General features: G+C 62.4%; 11 protein-coding genes. 9 read left to right on the top strand and 2 right to left on the bottom strand.

The genetic code is table 11. From position 1 onward, the window contains the following. The first annotated feature begins 31 nt into the window (after positions 1 to 31). The 9 genes from M3I56_RS13640 (at position 32) to M3I56_RS13600 (ending at position 13185) form a co-directional block, all read left to right on the top strand. A complete protein-coding gene (locus M3I56_RS13640) occupies positions 32 to 847 on the top strand; it encodes an ABC transporter permease (protein WP_254354393.1) in 816 nt (271 codons plus the stop codon). Beyond that, positions 844 to 1632, top strand: a complete 789-nt coding sequence (locus M3I56_RS13635) for an ABC transporter ATP-binding protein (protein ID WP_254354392.1) — start codon at positions 844 to 846, stop codon at positions 1630 to 1632. Before M3I56_RS13640 ends, M3I56_RS13635 begins: the two co-directional genes overlap by 4 nt. 13 nt (positions 1633 to 1645) lie before the next feature. Beyond that, positions 1646 to 2350 carry an urea amidolyase associated protein UAAP1 gene (locus M3I56_RS13630; RefSeq protein WP_254354391.1) on the top strand — a complete coding sequence of 235 codons (705 nt, stop codon included), beginning with the start codon at positions 1646 to 1648 and terminating at the stop codon, positions 2348 to 2350. A 14-nt stretch (positions 2351 to 2364) separates the two neighbouring features. Further along, positions 2365 to 3006, top strand: a complete 642-nt coding sequence (locus M3I56_RS13625) for an urea amidolyase associated protein UAAP2 (RefSeq protein WP_254354390.1) — start codon at positions 2365 to 2367, stop codon at positions 3004 to 3006. Positions 3007 to 3178: 172 nt separating this feature from the next. Beyond that, positions 3179 to 6778: an urea carboxylase gene (gene uca, locus M3I56_RS13620; protein WP_254354389.1), complete on the top strand. Its 3600-nt coding sequence runs from the start codon at positions 3179 to 3181 to the stop codon at positions 6776 to 6778. A gap of 18 nt (positions 6779 to 6796) precedes the next feature. Next, positions 6797 to 8611 carry an allophanate hydrolase gene (atzF, locus tag M3I56_RS13615; protein WP_254354388.1) on the top strand — a complete coding sequence of 605 codons (1815 nt, stop codon included), beginning with the start codon at positions 6797 to 6799 and terminating at the stop codon, positions 8609 to 8611. A 737-nt stretch (positions 8612 to 9348) separates the two neighbouring features. Further along, positions 9349 to 10743 carry an MFS transporter gene (locus M3I56_RS13610; RefSeq protein ID WP_254354387.1) on the top strand — a complete coding sequence of 465 codons (1395 nt, stop codon included), beginning with the start codon at positions 9349 to 9351 and terminating at the stop codon, positions 10741 to 10743. An 80-nt stretch (positions 10744 to 10823) separates the two neighbouring features. Next, on the top strand, positions 10824 to 11966 hold the full coding sequence (locus tag M3I56_RS13605; protein WP_254354386.1) for a porin: 1143 nt from the start codon (positions 10824 to 10826) through the stop codon (positions 11964 to 11966). Positions 11967 to 12438: 472 nt separating this feature from the next. Beyond that, positions 12439 to 13185 (top strand): GntR family transcriptional regulator, encoded by a 747-nt coding sequence (locus tag M3I56_RS13600; RefSeq protein WP_254354385.1) that lies wholly within the window; start codon positions 12439 to 12441, stop codon positions 13183 to 13185. 75 nt (positions 13186 to 13260) lie between these two features. On the opposite strand, the gene M3I56_RS13595 is transcribed toward M3I56_RS13600, so the two are convergent. Beyond that, the gene (locus M3I56_RS13595; protein ID WP_254354384.1) at positions 13261 to 14595 is read right to left on the bottom strand and encodes a 3-hydroxyacyl-CoA dehydrogenase; all 1335 of its coding nucleotides are present in this window, start codon (positions 14593 to 14595) and stop codon (positions 13261 to 13263) included. A 24-nt stretch (positions 14596 to 14619) separates the two neighbouring features. Continuing rightward, entirely contained in the window at positions 14620 to 15423 is an 804-nt protein-coding gene (locus M3I56_RS13590) for a crotonase/enoyl-CoA hydratase family protein (protein ID WP_254354383.1), read from the bottom strand. Positions 15424 to 15431 lie beyond the last annotated feature (8 nt).

The raw sequence follows: 15431 nt of genomic DNA, 5'->3' as shown, positions 1-15431 counted from the left end.
CTGATTCCGAAGCAACAACCAGGCGGTCACCATGCGACTCATCAATCGACATCCGAGCCGAATCGGCAGCATGATGCTGCTCCTGCTGCCGTTCGTCGTACTGTTTGCCGTGTATTTCACGGGGTCTGCGGCGCGGCTCAAGCTCAATCCCGATGACAAGCTGCTTCCGGGCGCGGTGCAAATGAGCGATGCCGTGAAGGCGGTCGCATTTACCGAAGACAAGCGCACGGGTGAATATCTGTTGTGGGACGACACCCTCTCGAGTTTGCGACGACTGGGTATCGGCCTCGTCGTGAGCGCGGTGATTGCACTGGTGGCCGCTATCGCCACCGGCTCGTTTCCGCTCGTCAGCGCAACGCTCTCGCCATTCATCACCGTCGTCTCGATGGTGCCTCCGCTGGCGGTCCTGCCGATCCTTTTCATTGTCTTCGGGCTCGATGAGCTATCCAAGGTCGTGCTCATTGTTTTCGGCATTACACCCATGATCGTTCGCGACCTGCATGCTCGCGCCCGCGATATTCCCGCTGAGCTGTGGGTCAAGGCCCAGACCTTGGGGGCCACGAGCTGGACGGTGATTCTGCGTCTGGTGTTGCCCCAACTTTTGCCGCGCCTGCTGGTGGCGATGCGTCTCTCGCTCGGGGCTGCATGGCTGTTTCTGATCGCCGCGGAAGCGATCGCGTCGACGGATGGCCTTGGCTACCGAATCTTCCTCGTGCGCCGCTACCTCTCCATGGACCTGATTCTGCCGTACGTCGCCTGGATAACGCTGCTCGCGTGGCTCACCGATGAACTGCTTCGCCGGATCACGCAGTGGTCGTTTCCCTGGTACGGCGGAGGTGGACGATGATCGAAGTCCGCAATGTATGGAAAGAGTACGGCGGCCAGGTGGTTCTGGAACGTTTGAATCTGACGATCCAGGAGGGCGAGTTCTGTTCCATGGTCGGCGCTTCCGGCTGCGGAAAGTCGACATTTCTGCGACTGCTGCTCGGTCAGGAGCAAGTGACGCGCGGCGAGATCCTGCTCGACGGCCAACCGCTGCCCGGCGAACCGGATGCCCATCGTGGCGTGGTGTTTCAACGCTACTCGGTGTTCGAGCACCTTAGCGTATTGCGCAACGTGATGCTGGGACTGGAGCTTCCGAAAGCGAAGCTCACGGGCAGACTCTTCGGAGCGCAACGGCGCGCCGCGCGAGACGAGGCCGCGGCAATGCTCGAGCGGGTGGGACTCGGTGCGGCCTTGAACAAATATCCGCAGCAACTCTCCGGTGGTATGCAACAACGCCTCGCCATTGCGCAGGCGTTGATGATGAAGCCGCGCGTCCTCCTGCTCGACGAGCCGTTTGGTGCACTCGACCCCGGTATCCGCAAGGACATGCACGCACTGCTCTCGGATCTGTGGCGTGAAGCGAAGCTAACCATCTTCATGGTTACGCATGACTTGAAAGAAGGCTTCACGTTGGGAAGCCGTGTGCTGGTTTTCGACAAGGTACGCGTGGACCCCCACGCCCCGGGCGCCTACGGAGCCCGTATTACCTACAACATTCCACTCGACCGCAGCCGCGAATCGGTGTCCGCGGTGCATCTGGCGCGCGCGGCGGTTCAAGGCGCGCCCAGCATCGAAGTGGTTTCATGAAGGGAATTCGAACATGAAGTTATTGCTTGAAGAAACCGTACCGGGCGGGGGCCATACCTCGCTCATCGTGAAGCGCGGGCAATCTCTGCGCGTGACTGACCTGCACGGTGGCGCCAATGTCAGCGTCATGATGGTCAATGCAATGGAGAAGAGTGAGCGACTGAACCTGCCGGATTCGCTGAAGTGCCAGCACACCGCAAAGCTCACGACGGGTCACTGCCTGTACTCCGATATGGGGCGTGTTCTCGCTGCCATCGTCGACGACACATGCGGGTGGCACGACAGCATCGGAGGCGTCTCGAACGCCGAGGAGGTCACGGCGCGGTATGGTCCTGGCCGCTATCAGGAACTGCGCAACGCGTTCTACCGAAATGGCACGGACAATTTGCTCGTCGAGATGAGCAAATGGGGGCTCGACATCTCAGACCTGCTGATGACGCTCAACCTTTTCAGCCGCGTTGATGTCACCGGCGAAGGGGAGCTCAATTTCGTGAGCAACAACTCGAAGGCCGGTGACTACGTTGAACTGTATGCGCCAATGAACACGCTTGTCGTGCTCACCGCGATTCAGCACCCGCTTGACCCGAACCCTGAATATGCGCCCAAGGCGGTGAAACTCGCGTTGAGCGAGGCGCAGCCCAACGTGGCCGAAGTGTGTCGTAGCGCATGCGAGGAAAACGTGCGCGGCTTCATCAACACAGAGCGATTCTTTCTTTGAGCGGAGGCGACTTCATGATGAGCACGCTTGTCGTCAGCGACAAACAGCCCGAGAGCGCGGTCTACCGCGAGACGGTGGCTGCGGGTGAGCCCTGGCTTCACGAGGTGAGGGCGGGCCAGACACTGCGCATCGTCGATCTGGAAGGCAACCAGGCGGTCGATACCCTGTTCTACAGCGTCGCCGACCCGCGCGAGCGCTTCGACCCACAACGCACCTTGCGTCGTCAGAAGAGGCTCTACCTGACGGCGGGCTCCGTGTTGTACTCGAATCTCGGCAATCCCATGCTGACCGTCGTTGCGGATACCTGCGGACGCCACGATACGCTCGGCGGCGCCTGCGCACAGGAGAGCAATACCGTGCGCTATGCGCTGGGAAAGCGCTATATGCACAGCTGCCGCGACAACTTCCTGCGCGCTTGCGCACATGACGGCCGCCTCTCGAAGCAGGACATTGGCGCGAACGTCAACTTCTTCATGAATGTGCCCGTGACGGCGGAAGGGGGGCTCAGCTTCGAAGACGGCATTTCCGCACCGGGGAAGTACGTCGAACTGCGTGCCGAGATGGACGTCATTGTGCTGATTTCCAACTGCCCTCAGTTGAACAATCCGTGCAACGCCTATAACCCGACGCCAGCGGAACTCCTGATATGGGACTGAAGCGTATGCGCAGCTGGATCTCGTTCGTCATGCTCGTGCGCGCGGGACGTCATTTCACGCTTACCAGCGAAGCGCTGACTCAGGCAGATCGCTGACGCGAATACGGCCGTGGACGACCGCGGCTCGCATCTCCCACGGCGGGACGGCCCGCCCCTGAATCAAGATTTCTCCCATGTTCGAGAAGATTCTTATCGCCAATCGTGGCGCTATCGCGTGCCGGATTCTGAGAACGCTGCGCGAACTCGATGTCACCGGAGTCTCCGTTTTTGCCGAGGCGGATAGAGCGAGCCGTCATGTGAGCGAGGCGCCCATCGCGCACTGCCTGGGCGATGGCCCCGCCGCGATGACCTATCTCGACACGGATAAAATCCTCGAGATCGCTCGCCGCGAGGCCGTGCAGGCCATTCATCCGGGGTATGGATTCCTGTCCGAGAACGCTGCCTTTGGCGAGGCTTGCGAAGCGGCAGGGATTGCGTTCATCGGGCCCACGCCCGCGCAGCTGCGTGCCTTTGGCCTGAAGCACACGGCGCGTGAAATCGCGGAGAAGGAAGGCGTGCCGATGCTCAGGGGCACCGGCTTGCTCGGTGACCTGATGGCCGGGCTGGAAGCGGCAGAAGGCATCGGCTATCCGGTGATGTTGAAGAGCACGGCCGGCGGCGGCGGTATCGGCATGCGTGTGTGCTGGAACGCGGCCGAACTCAGTGCGCATTTCGAAGCCGTGAAGCGACTGGGCGAAAACAATTTCAGCGACTCCGGCGTTTTCCTCGAAAAGTACATCGAGCGGGCACGACATCTTGAAGTGCAGGTTTTCGGAGACGGCAAGGGCGATGCCATCGCACTCGGCGTGCGCGACTGCTCCGTGCAGCGGCGCAACCAGAAAGTGCTCGAGGAAACGCCCGCACCGTGCTTGCCGGATGGGATTTCCGGGGCACTCTGTGCGGCTGCGGTGAAGCTCGCGAAGGCGGTGGGCTATCGCTCCGCTGGCACTGTCGAGTTCGTGTACGACAGCGCAGCCGGGCAGTTCTACTTCCTCGAAGTCAACACGCGCCTGCAGGTGGAGCATGGCGTTACCGAGCAGGTGTGGGGTGTCGACCTCGTGCGGTGGATGATCGAGCTGGCAGCGGGCACGCTCAAGCCGTTGCAGGAACTCGCAGCGAACCTGACGCCGCGCGGCCATGCGATTCAGGCACGGCTCTATGCGGAAGATCCCGGTCGGGACTTCAAGCCGAGCCCCGGCCTGCTGACCGACGTTGTGTTCCCGCAAGCCGACGGTCGCGCGCTTCGCATCGACACGTGGATTGAAGCCGGTTGCGAAGTGCCGCCGTACTTCGACCCCATGCTCGCCAAGGTGATCGCCTGGTCTCCGACTCGCGACGAGGCCCGCGGCGCGCTAAATGACGCGCTCGAAAACACGCGCATTTACGGCGTGGAGACGAACCGCGACTATCTGCGTCAGATCCTGGACGACAAGCCGTTTGCATCGGGCGAACCATGGACCCGGTGCCTCGAGGGACTCAAGTACGAGGCCAGTACGGTCGAAGTCGTCAGCGGCGGTACGCAGACGACGGTACAAGACTTCCCCGGCCGTCTGGGATACTGGGCGGTCGGCATTCCGCCTTCCGGGCCGATGGATGACCGCGCCATGCGGCTGGGCAACCGCCTGCTTGGCAACGCCCCGGATGCCGCTGCGCTCGAAATCACCATGAGCGGCCCGACGCTGCGTTTCAATACGGACGCCGTCGTCGCCATCACGGGGGCAGAAATTCCCGTACTGCTCGACGACGTCAAGCAACCGTTGAATACGAGTCTCCCTGTCCCGGCAGGCTCGACGTTGTCGCTCGGCACCATTCGCGGCGCCGGCGCACGCGCTTATCTGTGCGTACGCGGCGGTTTGGACGTCGGTGTGTATCTCGGCAGCCGTAGCACCTTCACGCTCGGTCAGTTCGGCGGGCATGGCGGCCGCGCAATACGCGCGGGGGACGTGCTTCACCTCTATACACTCGAGAACTCGCGGGCTGGCAAGACGCTCAACGACGTGCCGAAGCTCGAAGAGGTTCGGAGCATCCGCGTGATCTATGGTCCGCATGGCGCGCCTGAGTACTTCAGCTCCCGCTACATCGAACGCTTCCTCGACACCGACTGGGAAGTTCACTTCAACTCGAGCCGTACCGGTGTTCGCCTGATCGGGCCGAAGCCGGAGTGGGCGCGCGAAGACGGCGGCGAGGCGGGGCTTCACCCATCGAACATTCACGACAATCCCTATGCGGTCGGCGCGATCGATTTCACCGGCGATATGCCAGTGATTCTCGGACCCGATGGGCCGAGTCTCGGCGGCTTCGTCTGTCCGGTCACGATCATCGAGGCCGACATCTGGCACATCGGGCAGTTGAAGGCCGGCGACAAGATCCGCTTTGTTCCGGTGGAGGTGGAAGAGGCGCGTGAAGCCGCACGTCAACGCGCCCGCGAACTGGACAGTCTCGAGGTCGAGTCGAGCGCGCCGATCTGCAGACGGTCGTCCCTCACATCACCGATCGTGCTCGACATGGGTTCGGGCGGCGAGCGGCTCGTGGCGCGCATGTCCGGCGACACGCACCTGCTGCTCGAAATTGGACCTGCCGAGCTGGACCTCGTCTCGCGCTTTCGTGGGCACGCGCTCATGCAGTCTCTCGAGGCCACGGCGCTTGCCGGCGTTATCGATCTGACGCCTGGCGTCCGTTCTCTCCAGATTCACTATCGACCGGAGCAACTGGCGCTCGTGCAATTGCTGGACGTTGTACGTCAGGCGTGGGAGCAGGTCTTGCTGAAGAAGGATCTGCGCGTGCCGTCGCGAGTCGTTCACATTCCGCTCTCCTGGGATGACCCGGCGTGCCAGCTCGCGATTGAAAAATACATGACCACGGTGCGCAAAGACGCGCCGTGGTGCCCGAGCAACCTGGAGTTCATTCGCCGGATCAACGACCTCGAGTCCATCGAAGCCGTAAAAGAGATCGTTTTCGACGCGAGCTATCTCGTGATGGGGCTCGGTGACGTCTACCTGGGCGCACCCGTTGCGACACCGCTCGATCCACGTCACCGCCTTGTGACGACCAAATACAACCCGGCCCGTACCTGGACCGCGGAGAACTCGGTCGGCATTGGCGGCGCGTATCTCTGCGTGTACGGCATGGAAGGGCCCGGCGGCTATCAGTTCGTCGGTCGCACGCTGCAGATGTGGAATCGCTATCGCAAGGTCGCAGATTTCGCCGGTCAGCCCTATTTGTTGCGCTTTTTCGACCAGATTCGCTTCTACGAAGTGTCGGCCGACGAACTGCTTCGCATCCGCGCTGATTTTCCGCTTGGGCGTTATCCGTTGAGGATTGAAGAGTCGGAACTCTCGTTGCCGGATTATCAAGCGTTTCTTGAGAGCGAAGCGGTCAGCATTGGCACGTTCCGTTCGCGACAGAAAGCGGCCTTCCAGGCCGAGCGCGAGCGTTGGCGCGAAGCGGGCACCCCGGGAGAGGCAAGCGAGGCACCGGATCTGGAGAACGCCCAACTGGCTCCGCTAAAGGACGGACAAGTCCCGGTGGACTGTGAAATCGCTGGCAGCCTCTGGCAGGTGAAGGTGAAGACTGGAGACGTCGTTGCCGCTGGCGACGTACTGCTCATTATCGAGTCGATGAAGATGGAGATCTCGGTGTTTGCCTCGTGTGCGGGGACAGTCGGCGAAATTTACGTGGCACCTGGCTCGCCCGTGCGCGCAGGGCAGCGAGTCGCAGTCATTGACCGTCACTAATTACAAGGACAGAGAACCATGCCGACATTCGATCTGCGACTTTCGACGCTCCGTAGCGCGTATCGTGATGGACGCCTCACGCCACGCAAGCTTGTGGCAGAACTGCTCGGAAAGGCGAGCGCGCTGAATCTGGAGTTCAACCTCTTTATTCATCTTCTGGACGAAAGCGAAGTCGCGCCGTACCTTGAGTGGCTCGAGAAGCAAGACTTTGAGCGTCTGCCGTTGTACGGCGTGCCGTTCGCAATCAAGGACAACATCGACCTTGCCGGAGTTCCCACGACCGCCGCATGCCCCGACTTTGCGTATACGTCGGAGGAGTCCGCGACTCTCGTCAGCCAACTGATTGCGCTTGGCGCGATCCCGATTGGGAAGACCAATCTCGATCAGTTTGCTACGGGTCTGAACGGCACGCGTTCGCCATTCGGAAAATGTCGCAACAGTGTCCTACCTGACTACCCGGCGGGTGGTTCTAGCGCCGGTTCATCGCTTGCCGTTGCATTAGGCGTGGCAAGTTTCGCACTCGGGACCGACACGGCAGGGTCCGGCCGTGTGCCCGCCGCCCTGAATAATCTCATCGGACTCAAGCCGACCAGGGGCATCCTGTCGATGGCGGGTGTAGTCCCGGCCTGCCGCACGCTTGATTGCGTGACGTTCTTCACGGCCACCGCCGAAGAGGCCAGTGAGCTTCTCTCATTGACCGCGCAAACCGACTCGCGCGATGCATACAGTCGCAAAAACCCGCAGTGGAACACGGCAGGCGCGTTCGGCACGCCAGCATCGTTCCGGTTTGGGGTTCCGGCGCGGCTTGAATTCGCGGGATGCGCTGAGAGTCCGGAACTGTTCGAGAGGGCTCGTGCGCGCCTGGAAGCAGCAGGTGGCGAGGCTGTGGAGATTGATTTCGAACCCTTTGTCGAGGCCGCGAATCTCCTTTATCAGGGCCCGTGGGTTGCCGAGCGTTACAGCGTGGCCGGCGAGTTGATGTCTTGGACGCCAGACGCTGTGCTTCCTGTCATTCGAGACGTCCTGGCCAAGGCGCCGGGTACGACGGCGGTTGAACTGTTTCGCGCGCAATATCGCCTGCAGGCGTTGAAGGCAACTTGCGATGCGGTGGTCGATTCATTGGACTTCGTACTAACGCCGACTTATCCGCGCCCTGTGACGCTGGCTGAACTGGAAGAGGACCCAATTGGGCCGAATTCATTGCTCGGTTACTACACGAACTTCATGAATCTGCTGGATTACGCGGCTGTCGCCACGCCAACTGGGTTCATGAAGAACGGACTCCCGTGGGGCGTAACGGTCTTCGGCCGCGCGTTCACCGACCAGTATCTGTTGGGCGTTGCCGATATGCTGCAAACGGCGAGTGGTATCGAATGCGTTGGCGGAAGCTACCCTGAGCCTTCCGCGCGACGAGTAGCGGCCAACGACCGGATTCGCGTCGCGGTGTGCGGTGCTCACATGCAAGGGCTGCCGCTGAACAAGGACCTGGTTTCGCGAGGCGCGCAACGGATGCAGGTAACGCATACGGCAGCCCATTATCGGCTGGCCGCGCTGCCGGCTTCTGCGGACGGCACTAGACGCCCGGGACTGTGGCGAGTTGCTGAGAACGGCGCCAGGGTTGCCGTCGAAGTCTGGGAAATGCCGAGCGTCGAGTTGGGCTCGTTCATGGCAACCGTGCCGTCTCCGCTCGTACTGGGGAAGGTCGAACTGTCGGACGGCTCGTGGGTGACCGGCTTCCTGTGTGAACCCTATGGCGTGCTGTCGGGAACCGATATATCCGAATTTGGTGGATGGCGAGCGTGGCTCGCCAGCGAGCGCGACATTAACGCATGAGGGGCCTGCAGGGAGGGGGAATGGGGCTTCGGGAGTCGCCTTCTTTATGCGCCAGGCGGTGCGCGGGTTCCCTGCAGCCACCGTGTGTAGACGCTGTACAGTCTCGACTTCTGACGTAAGTTATTGGCTCGATGGATCTGCTTGCGCGCCTGTGCGATGCCCAGCCCACGACACAGTGCGTTCGCCGAGGGGCCGCGCGTGTGAATCATTGCATTTGTGCCTGCGGCGACAAATCGGCCGAGAGAGCGACCTGAACGTTATTGAGCTGGTTTTTCGTCCAGTGGACCAGACGTAGCTACAGGAACGGGGTTCCTGCCACAATCCTGCGCGGGAAAAACTGGCGACTCATACCAGGCGCGCCACTCGTAGTATCCGCGGCACCAAACATAAAACTTTAAATGGCACCAGATGAGTGACACGCTGGTCGGCCATATTCGTTGCGTGCGCAACAAATTTCTGCTTGTCGCGTCTCACCCTCTTCGTCCTTTTGCAGTTGGCCGCCTCGTGCCGGCAGCGCCTTGGCCAGCGCGCCTTTGCGGCCCGCTGTGACTTTTCCGGTCTCCGGCGGCTGCATTGATTAGATGATTCGCCCTAGTGAAAACGAGGATGCCGTTGACGCGAGTTAGCCTTGCGCACCCAAAAATTATGCTACAGAATCCATAAAAAATCCCACAGACGCTTTGTGGCATACAAACGGCGAGCCAAGCATGACTGAGGCTCACCTCGGAGACACCACAATGAAGGAACTGACAGCCCAGAACATCGGAGCCCGGTCTGAAGCTGGCTGGTACCGCAGCTGGTTTCTGCTGCTCCTGGTTCTGATCTACGCATCGAGTTTTGTCGACCGGATCATCATCGCGGTCGTCGGCCAGTCGATGAAAATCGAGATGAACCTGAGCGATCTGCAACTCGGCTTGCTGAATGGGCTCGCGTTTTCGATCTTCTATTCGCTGTTGGGTCTGCCGATCGCGCGTCTTGCCGAGCGCTTCAACCGTGTCGTGCTGATCGCGCTTTCTATTGGCGCCTGGTCGGTCATGACGGCGCTGTGCGGCACCGCTGGCGCGTACTGGCAACTGCTGGTCTACCGGCTTGGCGTGGGCATTGGCGAGGCGGGCAGCACGCCCACCGCGCATTCGCTGATTTCCGACCAGTTCGGCCCGCGCCGCCGCGCAAGCGCGCTCTCCATCTATGCGTTCGGGCCGCCCATCGGCGTGCTTGCCGGCGCGCTAGGCGGCGGCTTGATGGTCCAGCACATGGGCTGGCGCCCGGTGTTCTTCGTGGTCGGCCTGCCGGGACTCATTTTTGGGCTGCTTGCCTGGATCACGCTGCGCGAACCGAAGCGTGGCGGGGCGGAGGAGGGCGGTGCGCACGCCGCGGCCCCCGTGCCGCCGCTGAGCGATGTGCTTGCCGTTCTGTTCAAGAGCCGCGCCTTCGTGCATATGCTGCTCGGCACTGTGATCGGCGGCTTCGCGCAGTACGGCGTCAACCTGTTCATCCCCATCTATCTGAACCGCGTGTACGGCCTGAGCTTTGCGCAGGCTGGTCTGATCTTCGGCCTCATGATCGGCGTGGGCGGCCTTCTCGGCAACCCGCTGGGCGGCCTGCTCGCCGATTCGCTGGGCGCGAAGAATCGCCGCTGGTATGCCTGGGTGCCCGCGCTCGGCACGGCAATCGGCTTCCCGCTCGTGGCATTCGCGCTCACTCTGGAGCAATGGCCCGCCGCGGTCGCGCTGATCTTCGGCGCCACGATCTTGCTGAGCATGTGGAACGGCCCGACCTTCGCTGTCGTGCATGGCATCGTCGAACCGCGCATGCGCGCCACGGCATCGGCCTGTGTGTTCCTGCTCATGAATCTAGTGGGTCAGGGCCTGGGGCCGACAACCGTAGGATTGCTTAGCGATCGTCTTGCGGTACGCCAGTTCACGCAAGGCCAGTACAAGCTGGTTTGTGGGGCGGGCGGCGCACACGGTCCGCATGGCGCAGTCGCCGCCGTTCAGGGGCCCTTCGCATCAGCGTGTCACGACGCTTCGGCTTACGGCATTCGCTACGCGATGCTGGCGGTCAGCCTGGCGCTCGTATGGTCGGCCGTGCATTACTTCCTCGCCTCGCGCCACCTCTCTCGCAGCAAGTAGTTCGAAGCCGGCGGCGGCCGACGGAAATACAGCAGTAAATAAAGCGGGTGCTAAAGCCCGCAATTTCAGGAGATCGTCAAGTGAAGAAGAAGCTTTTGGCGGGCGCGATAGCGGCCGTGGTGGCGGGTGGCGCGCACGCGCAAAGCAGCGTGACGCTGTACGGGATCATCGACAATGGTCTCACCTATGTGAGCAACGCGGGCGGTCATTCGCTCTGGAAAATGGATGACGGTATCAACCAGGCGTCACGCTGGGGCTTGAAAGGCGTGGAGGATCTGGGCGGTGGACTGAAGGCGATCTTCACTCTGGAGAATGGTTTTTCGCTGAACACCGGCGCTGCGGGCCACGGTGGCGCGTTGTTCGGACGCCGCGCGTTCGTGGGTCTGTCGAGCGACAGGTTCGGTACGCTGATCGCCGGCTACGACTACGATTTCACCTACGACTACATCTCCTATTACACGAACGTCGCTCAGTTCGCGCCTTCATACGCGTTCCACGGCGCCTACGACATCGACCGCCTCGCGGGCGAGCCGGTGAGCAACATGGTGCGCTACGAAACGCCTAACTGGCATGGCTTCGGCGCGGGCGTGATGTATGGCTTCAGCAATATTGCGGGCGCCTTCGGCGGCACGCCGACCGGCAACCCGCGGGTAATTAGCGGCGGGATCAAGTACAGCCCGACCGGCACTTTCAACGCACCATATTCGATGGCTGCCGTGATCACAAAGACGGACGGGGGCAATGCAACGCGCGGCGTCGGCACGATGGCGCAGGTTGCGCTCGACGCGGAATCGATCTACACGGTCGCCGTTGGCGGCATGGTGAACCTGAACGAGGCGTGGTCGATAAATGGTGTGTACACGTACACGAATGCGTCGAAGAGCCCGCTCGGTGTAGTCACGGTAAATGCCTACGAGGTCGGCACGAGCTACAAGATCTCACCGATGCTCACGGTAGGTGGCGGCTTCACTTATGTAGACCAGCACCGCCTCGGCAAGTACAACCTCTACAGTGCCGGCGTGGACTATCACCTTTCGAAACGCACCGATGTCTACATGTTCGGTGTATTCCAGCATGCGTTCGCAGGGCAGAAGTTCGCGGACAGCTTCCTCGTTTCGACGCCGTACTCGGTTCCGGGCGCGGGTGGTTCTCTGTACGGCAACCTCGCATCGACCACGGCCAACCAACTGGCCATGCAGATCGGTATTCGACACACTTTCTAAAGATTTCGCGACGCGCCGGCAGCTGGATTGGGATCTCTGGATGTCGGCGAATTTTTTAGGAATCCTGTTCAGTAACCTCGGCTAGTTCAGGCTGACTCATCCGCGTGCCCGCCAAAGTCTCATGGACCTGGCGGGCATTCGCGCTCAAGGCGAGCGGTGGCAAGCCGGGGCAAAGAGAATGCAATTTCGCTTGCGCGGGTTGAGTCGACGTTCGCGCACGGACGCCCTGCCGAGTCAATGCGAACACGTGCTGATCGCAAACGCGCCGCGGCCACTGTGGCGTCTCACGGCTCTCGCGATGGCAGCGTCGCGAGTGCGCCGAACCCGATACTCGGGGAATCAGTCATTCTTTTTATTGGGGTAACACACAGCTGGGCGTTTGGTATACCTGCACGGTATCATATGAATTTTAAACGCCATTGGCGGTCGCGAGCCGTCGATATGGCCCTTTGACCCCACTGTCAGCCATTCAATGAGTCTGCCACCCAAACTGAGCCGCTCGGCCGAAATCAAGGCGCTCCTGGAATCGGAAATCGAGCGAGGCGAACTCGTGCCGGGCGCGACGCTCGACGAGCGCGCGCTCGCCGCCCGCTTCAATGTGTCGCGCACGCCCATACGCGAGGCGCTGCAGCAGCTTGCTGCGCAGCAGTATGTGCAGATCGTGCCGCGCCAGGGCGTGTTCGTGACAAAGATGACGGTCCCGCAGCTGCGGAACATGCTCGAACTGCTGCACGAGCTGGAATCCGTTTCGGCGCGCCTGGCTGCCCGCCGCATGAACGACGAGCAGCGCGTGGAACTGCAGCGCACGATCGACGAAGGCGTGGAAGCGCTGAACCAGAGTGACGCCCGCCGTTTTGCGCGCAGCAACGCCGAATTCCACGAGGTAATTTGCCAGGCATGTCACAACGACTACCTGGCCGAGCAGATCCGGGCGATCCGCCGCCTGATTTCACGCTACCGCCCCAAGCTGTTTCTGGCGCCGAGCCGCCGGGAAAAGGTGATCGCCGACCACCAGCGCCTCGCGCAAGCGCTTCTTTCGGGCGACGAGGCGACCGCCGAGGAGGTCATGGCACAGCATTCGCCCGGCGGCGACGCGGGCTTCTCGGAGTTCCTCGCCACGTTGCCGGCCGAGTTCTTCAACGATGCGCCGATGAGCCACGCGCGCGAAACGGCGTCGGCCGAAGCCGAGCCGCTCGACGGAGAGCAGGACGAAGAGTGAAAGCGTTGCCCGCCCGGGCGCATGCGTAACGGCCGCCGTGCGCGAACGCGCGGCGGCTGCAGGACAAAGGTTGCGTCACAGATCGCCGAAGCGGCCGTTTTCCGCCGCGAGCTTTTCGAGCAGCGGTGCGGGCTTCCACCAGTAGCCATACTCCTCATGGAGTCGCTTGATGTCGCGATAGACGTTCGCGAGGCCGATCTGGTCTGCGTAGTACATCGGGCCGCCGCGCCGCGCGGGAAAGCCGTAGCCCGTCACGTAGACCACGTCGATGTCGCTTGCGCGCAGCGCAATGCCCTGTTCGAGCAGCTTCGCGCCTTCGTTGATCATGCCGTACACGCAGCGCTTGACGATTTCATCCGCGGAAATCGGGCGGCGCGTAATGCCCATGCGCCCCGATTCCTCGACGATGAAGCGCTCCAGTTCCGCATCGCGCTGCGGCTCGCGGCTGCCCGCCTCGTAGCGATACCAGCCCTTGCCGCTTTTCTGGCCGAGGCGCCCCATCTCCACGAGCTTCATGATGAGATCGTTCCATCGGCGGTCGGTGGGGCGCGCCGCCATCTGCGCCTTGCGCGTCTGGTAGCCCACGTCGTTGCCGGCCATGTCGTGCACGGCGAAGATGCCCATCGCGTAGCCGAATTCCTTGAGCGCCGCGTCCACTTCGTGCGGCAGCGCGCCGTCTTCGACAAGGAAGTGCGCTTCCCGGTTGTAGTTGCGAAATAGCGCATTGCCGATAAAGCCCGGATAGATGCGCGAGAGCACCGAAACCTTGCCCATGCGGCGGCCCAGATCCATGAGCGTGGCGATCACGTCGTCAGCGGTCTGCGCGGCGCGCACGACTTCGAGCAGGCGCATCACGTGCGCGGGGCTGAAGAAGTGCGCGCCCACCACGTCGGCGGGACGCTTCGTGATGGTGGCGATCTCGTCGATGTCGAGGCCCGAGGTGTTGGTGGCGAGGACGGCGCCCGGCTTCGCGTGCAGGTCCAGCTCGCGGAAGATGCCCTGCTTGAGCGCGAGGTCTTCAAATACGGCCTCGATCACGATGTCGGCGTTCTTCACGTCGGCGATCGAGAGCGAGCCCGTGATGCGCGCGAGGCGCTCGTCGCGCACGGCGGCGTCGAGCTTGCCGCGCTTCACGCTGCTTTCGTAGTTGTCGCGAATGCGGGCGAGGCCGCGCGCGAGGCCTTCCTCGTTCGCGTCGACCAGCGTGACGGGGATGCCCGCGGCGGCGAGCGCCATCGCAATGCCGCCACCCATCGTGCCCGCGCCGATCACGGCGGCCTGTGCGACTGGGCGCGGCGTAGCGTCACCGACCGGGATTTGCGCGGCGGCCTTCCCGGCAGCCTTCACGTGTGCGAGCGCCGCTTCGCGCGCGGCCGCTTCCTGCGGATTCAGTTCGTTTGCTGCATTCATGATTCGTTGCGCCTCACGCTGTCGTTATGCCGGGGTCTTCTGGGCGTCGGGACGCTCCAGCGGCTTAGCCTTGCCGTCCACGAATTCCTGCAGGCGCTTCGCGGTTTCGGGGGAGCGCGCCATGTTCGAGCTCATGTATTCGAGGAAGAGGCCGTCCTCGTGCGAAAGATCGTTCACGCGCGGCAGCAGGTTGGTGATGCGCCAGTTCGTGTCGGGTGCGTTCTGGGCGATTTTCGCGGCCAGTTCCTTCGCCTTGACGAGCGCTTCGCCCGGCGGCGTGAGATACGTGATGACGTGCTCGCGCAAGCCTTCCTCGGCGGAAAGCAGGCGCCCCGTGAGCATGAGGTCGGCCATGACCGTGTAGCCGATCACGCGCTGAATGCGCACCGTGCCGCCGCCGCCCACGAAAATGCCACGCTGGCCTTCGGGTAAGCCGAAGAACGCCGTCGAGTCGCCCACGCGCACGTGTGCCGCCGTGGCGAGCTCGAGGCCGCCGCCCACCACGGCGCCGTGCAGCGCCGCGACGAACGGAATCGGTCCGCGCGCGATGATGTCGAACACTTCGTGCCACGAGTGGCGGCGGCGCTTGCGCGGGGCTGCGGTCTCGCCGGTCGCGCGTGAAAGCGCTTCGCGCAAATCGAGACCGGCGCTGAAGTTGCCGCCGTGCCCGAACAGCACGCCAACGTCGGCTTCCTCGCCCGCGCGCATGATGGCGGCGCGCAGTTGCGCGATCACCTCTTCGTTGATGGCGTTGCGCTTGTCGGGGCGATTCAGGCCGATCAGGGCGACCGGGCCGTCGAGTTCATAAGTAACCAGGATTTCGCTCATTCTGAATT

This window comes from Paraburkholderia sp. CNPSo 3281 (assembly GCF_024206515.1).
Lineage (GTDB): Bacteria > Pseudomonadota > Gammaproteobacteria > Burkholderiales > Burkholderiaceae > Paraburkholderia > Paraburkholderia nodosa.
Note: the sequence above shows the minus strand (reverse complement) of the source record. Positions and strands in the feature narration are given on the sequence as shown.

Bases quoted from the DNA above. Each gene is read 5' to 3' on its own strand.
- M3I56_RS13640 (WP_254354393.1), top strand. From the start codon at position 32: ATGCGACTCATCAATCGACATCCGAGCCGAATCGGCAGCATGATGCTG.
- M3I56_RS13635 (WP_254354392.1), top strand. From the start codon at position 844: ATGATCGAAGTCCGCAATGTATGGAAAGAGTACGGCGGCCAGGTGGTT.
- M3I56_RS13630 (WP_254354391.1), top strand. From the start codon at position 1,646: ATGAAGTTATTGCTTGAAGAAACCGTACCGGGCGGGGGCCATACCTCG.
- M3I56_RS13625 (WP_254354390.1), top strand. From the start codon at position 2,365: ATGATGAGCACGCTTGTCGTCAGCGACAAACAGCCCGAGAGCGCGGTC.
- uca (WP_254354389.1), top strand. From the start codon at position 3,179: ATGTTCGAGAAGATTCTTATCGCCAATCGTGGCGCTATCGCGTGCCGG.
- atzF (WP_254354388.1), top strand. From the start codon at position 6,797: ATGCCGACATTCGATCTGCGACTTTCGACGCTCCGTAGCGCGTATCGT.
- M3I56_RS13610 (WP_254354387.1), top strand. From the start codon at position 9,349: ATGAAGGAACTGACAGCCCAGAACATCGGAGCCCGGTCTGAAGCTGGC.
- M3I56_RS13600 (WP_254354385.1), top strand. From the start codon at position 12,439: ATGAGTCTGCCACCCAAACTGAGCCGCTCGGCCGAAATCAAGGCGCTC.
- M3I56_RS13595 (WP_254354384.1), bottom strand. From the start codon at position 14,595: ATGAATGCAGCAAACGAACTGAATCCGCAGGAAGCGGCCGCGCGCGAA.
- M3I56_RS13590 (WP_254354383.1), bottom strand. From the start codon at position 15,423: ATGAGCGAAATCCTGGTTACTTATGAACTCGACGGCCCGGTCGCCCTG.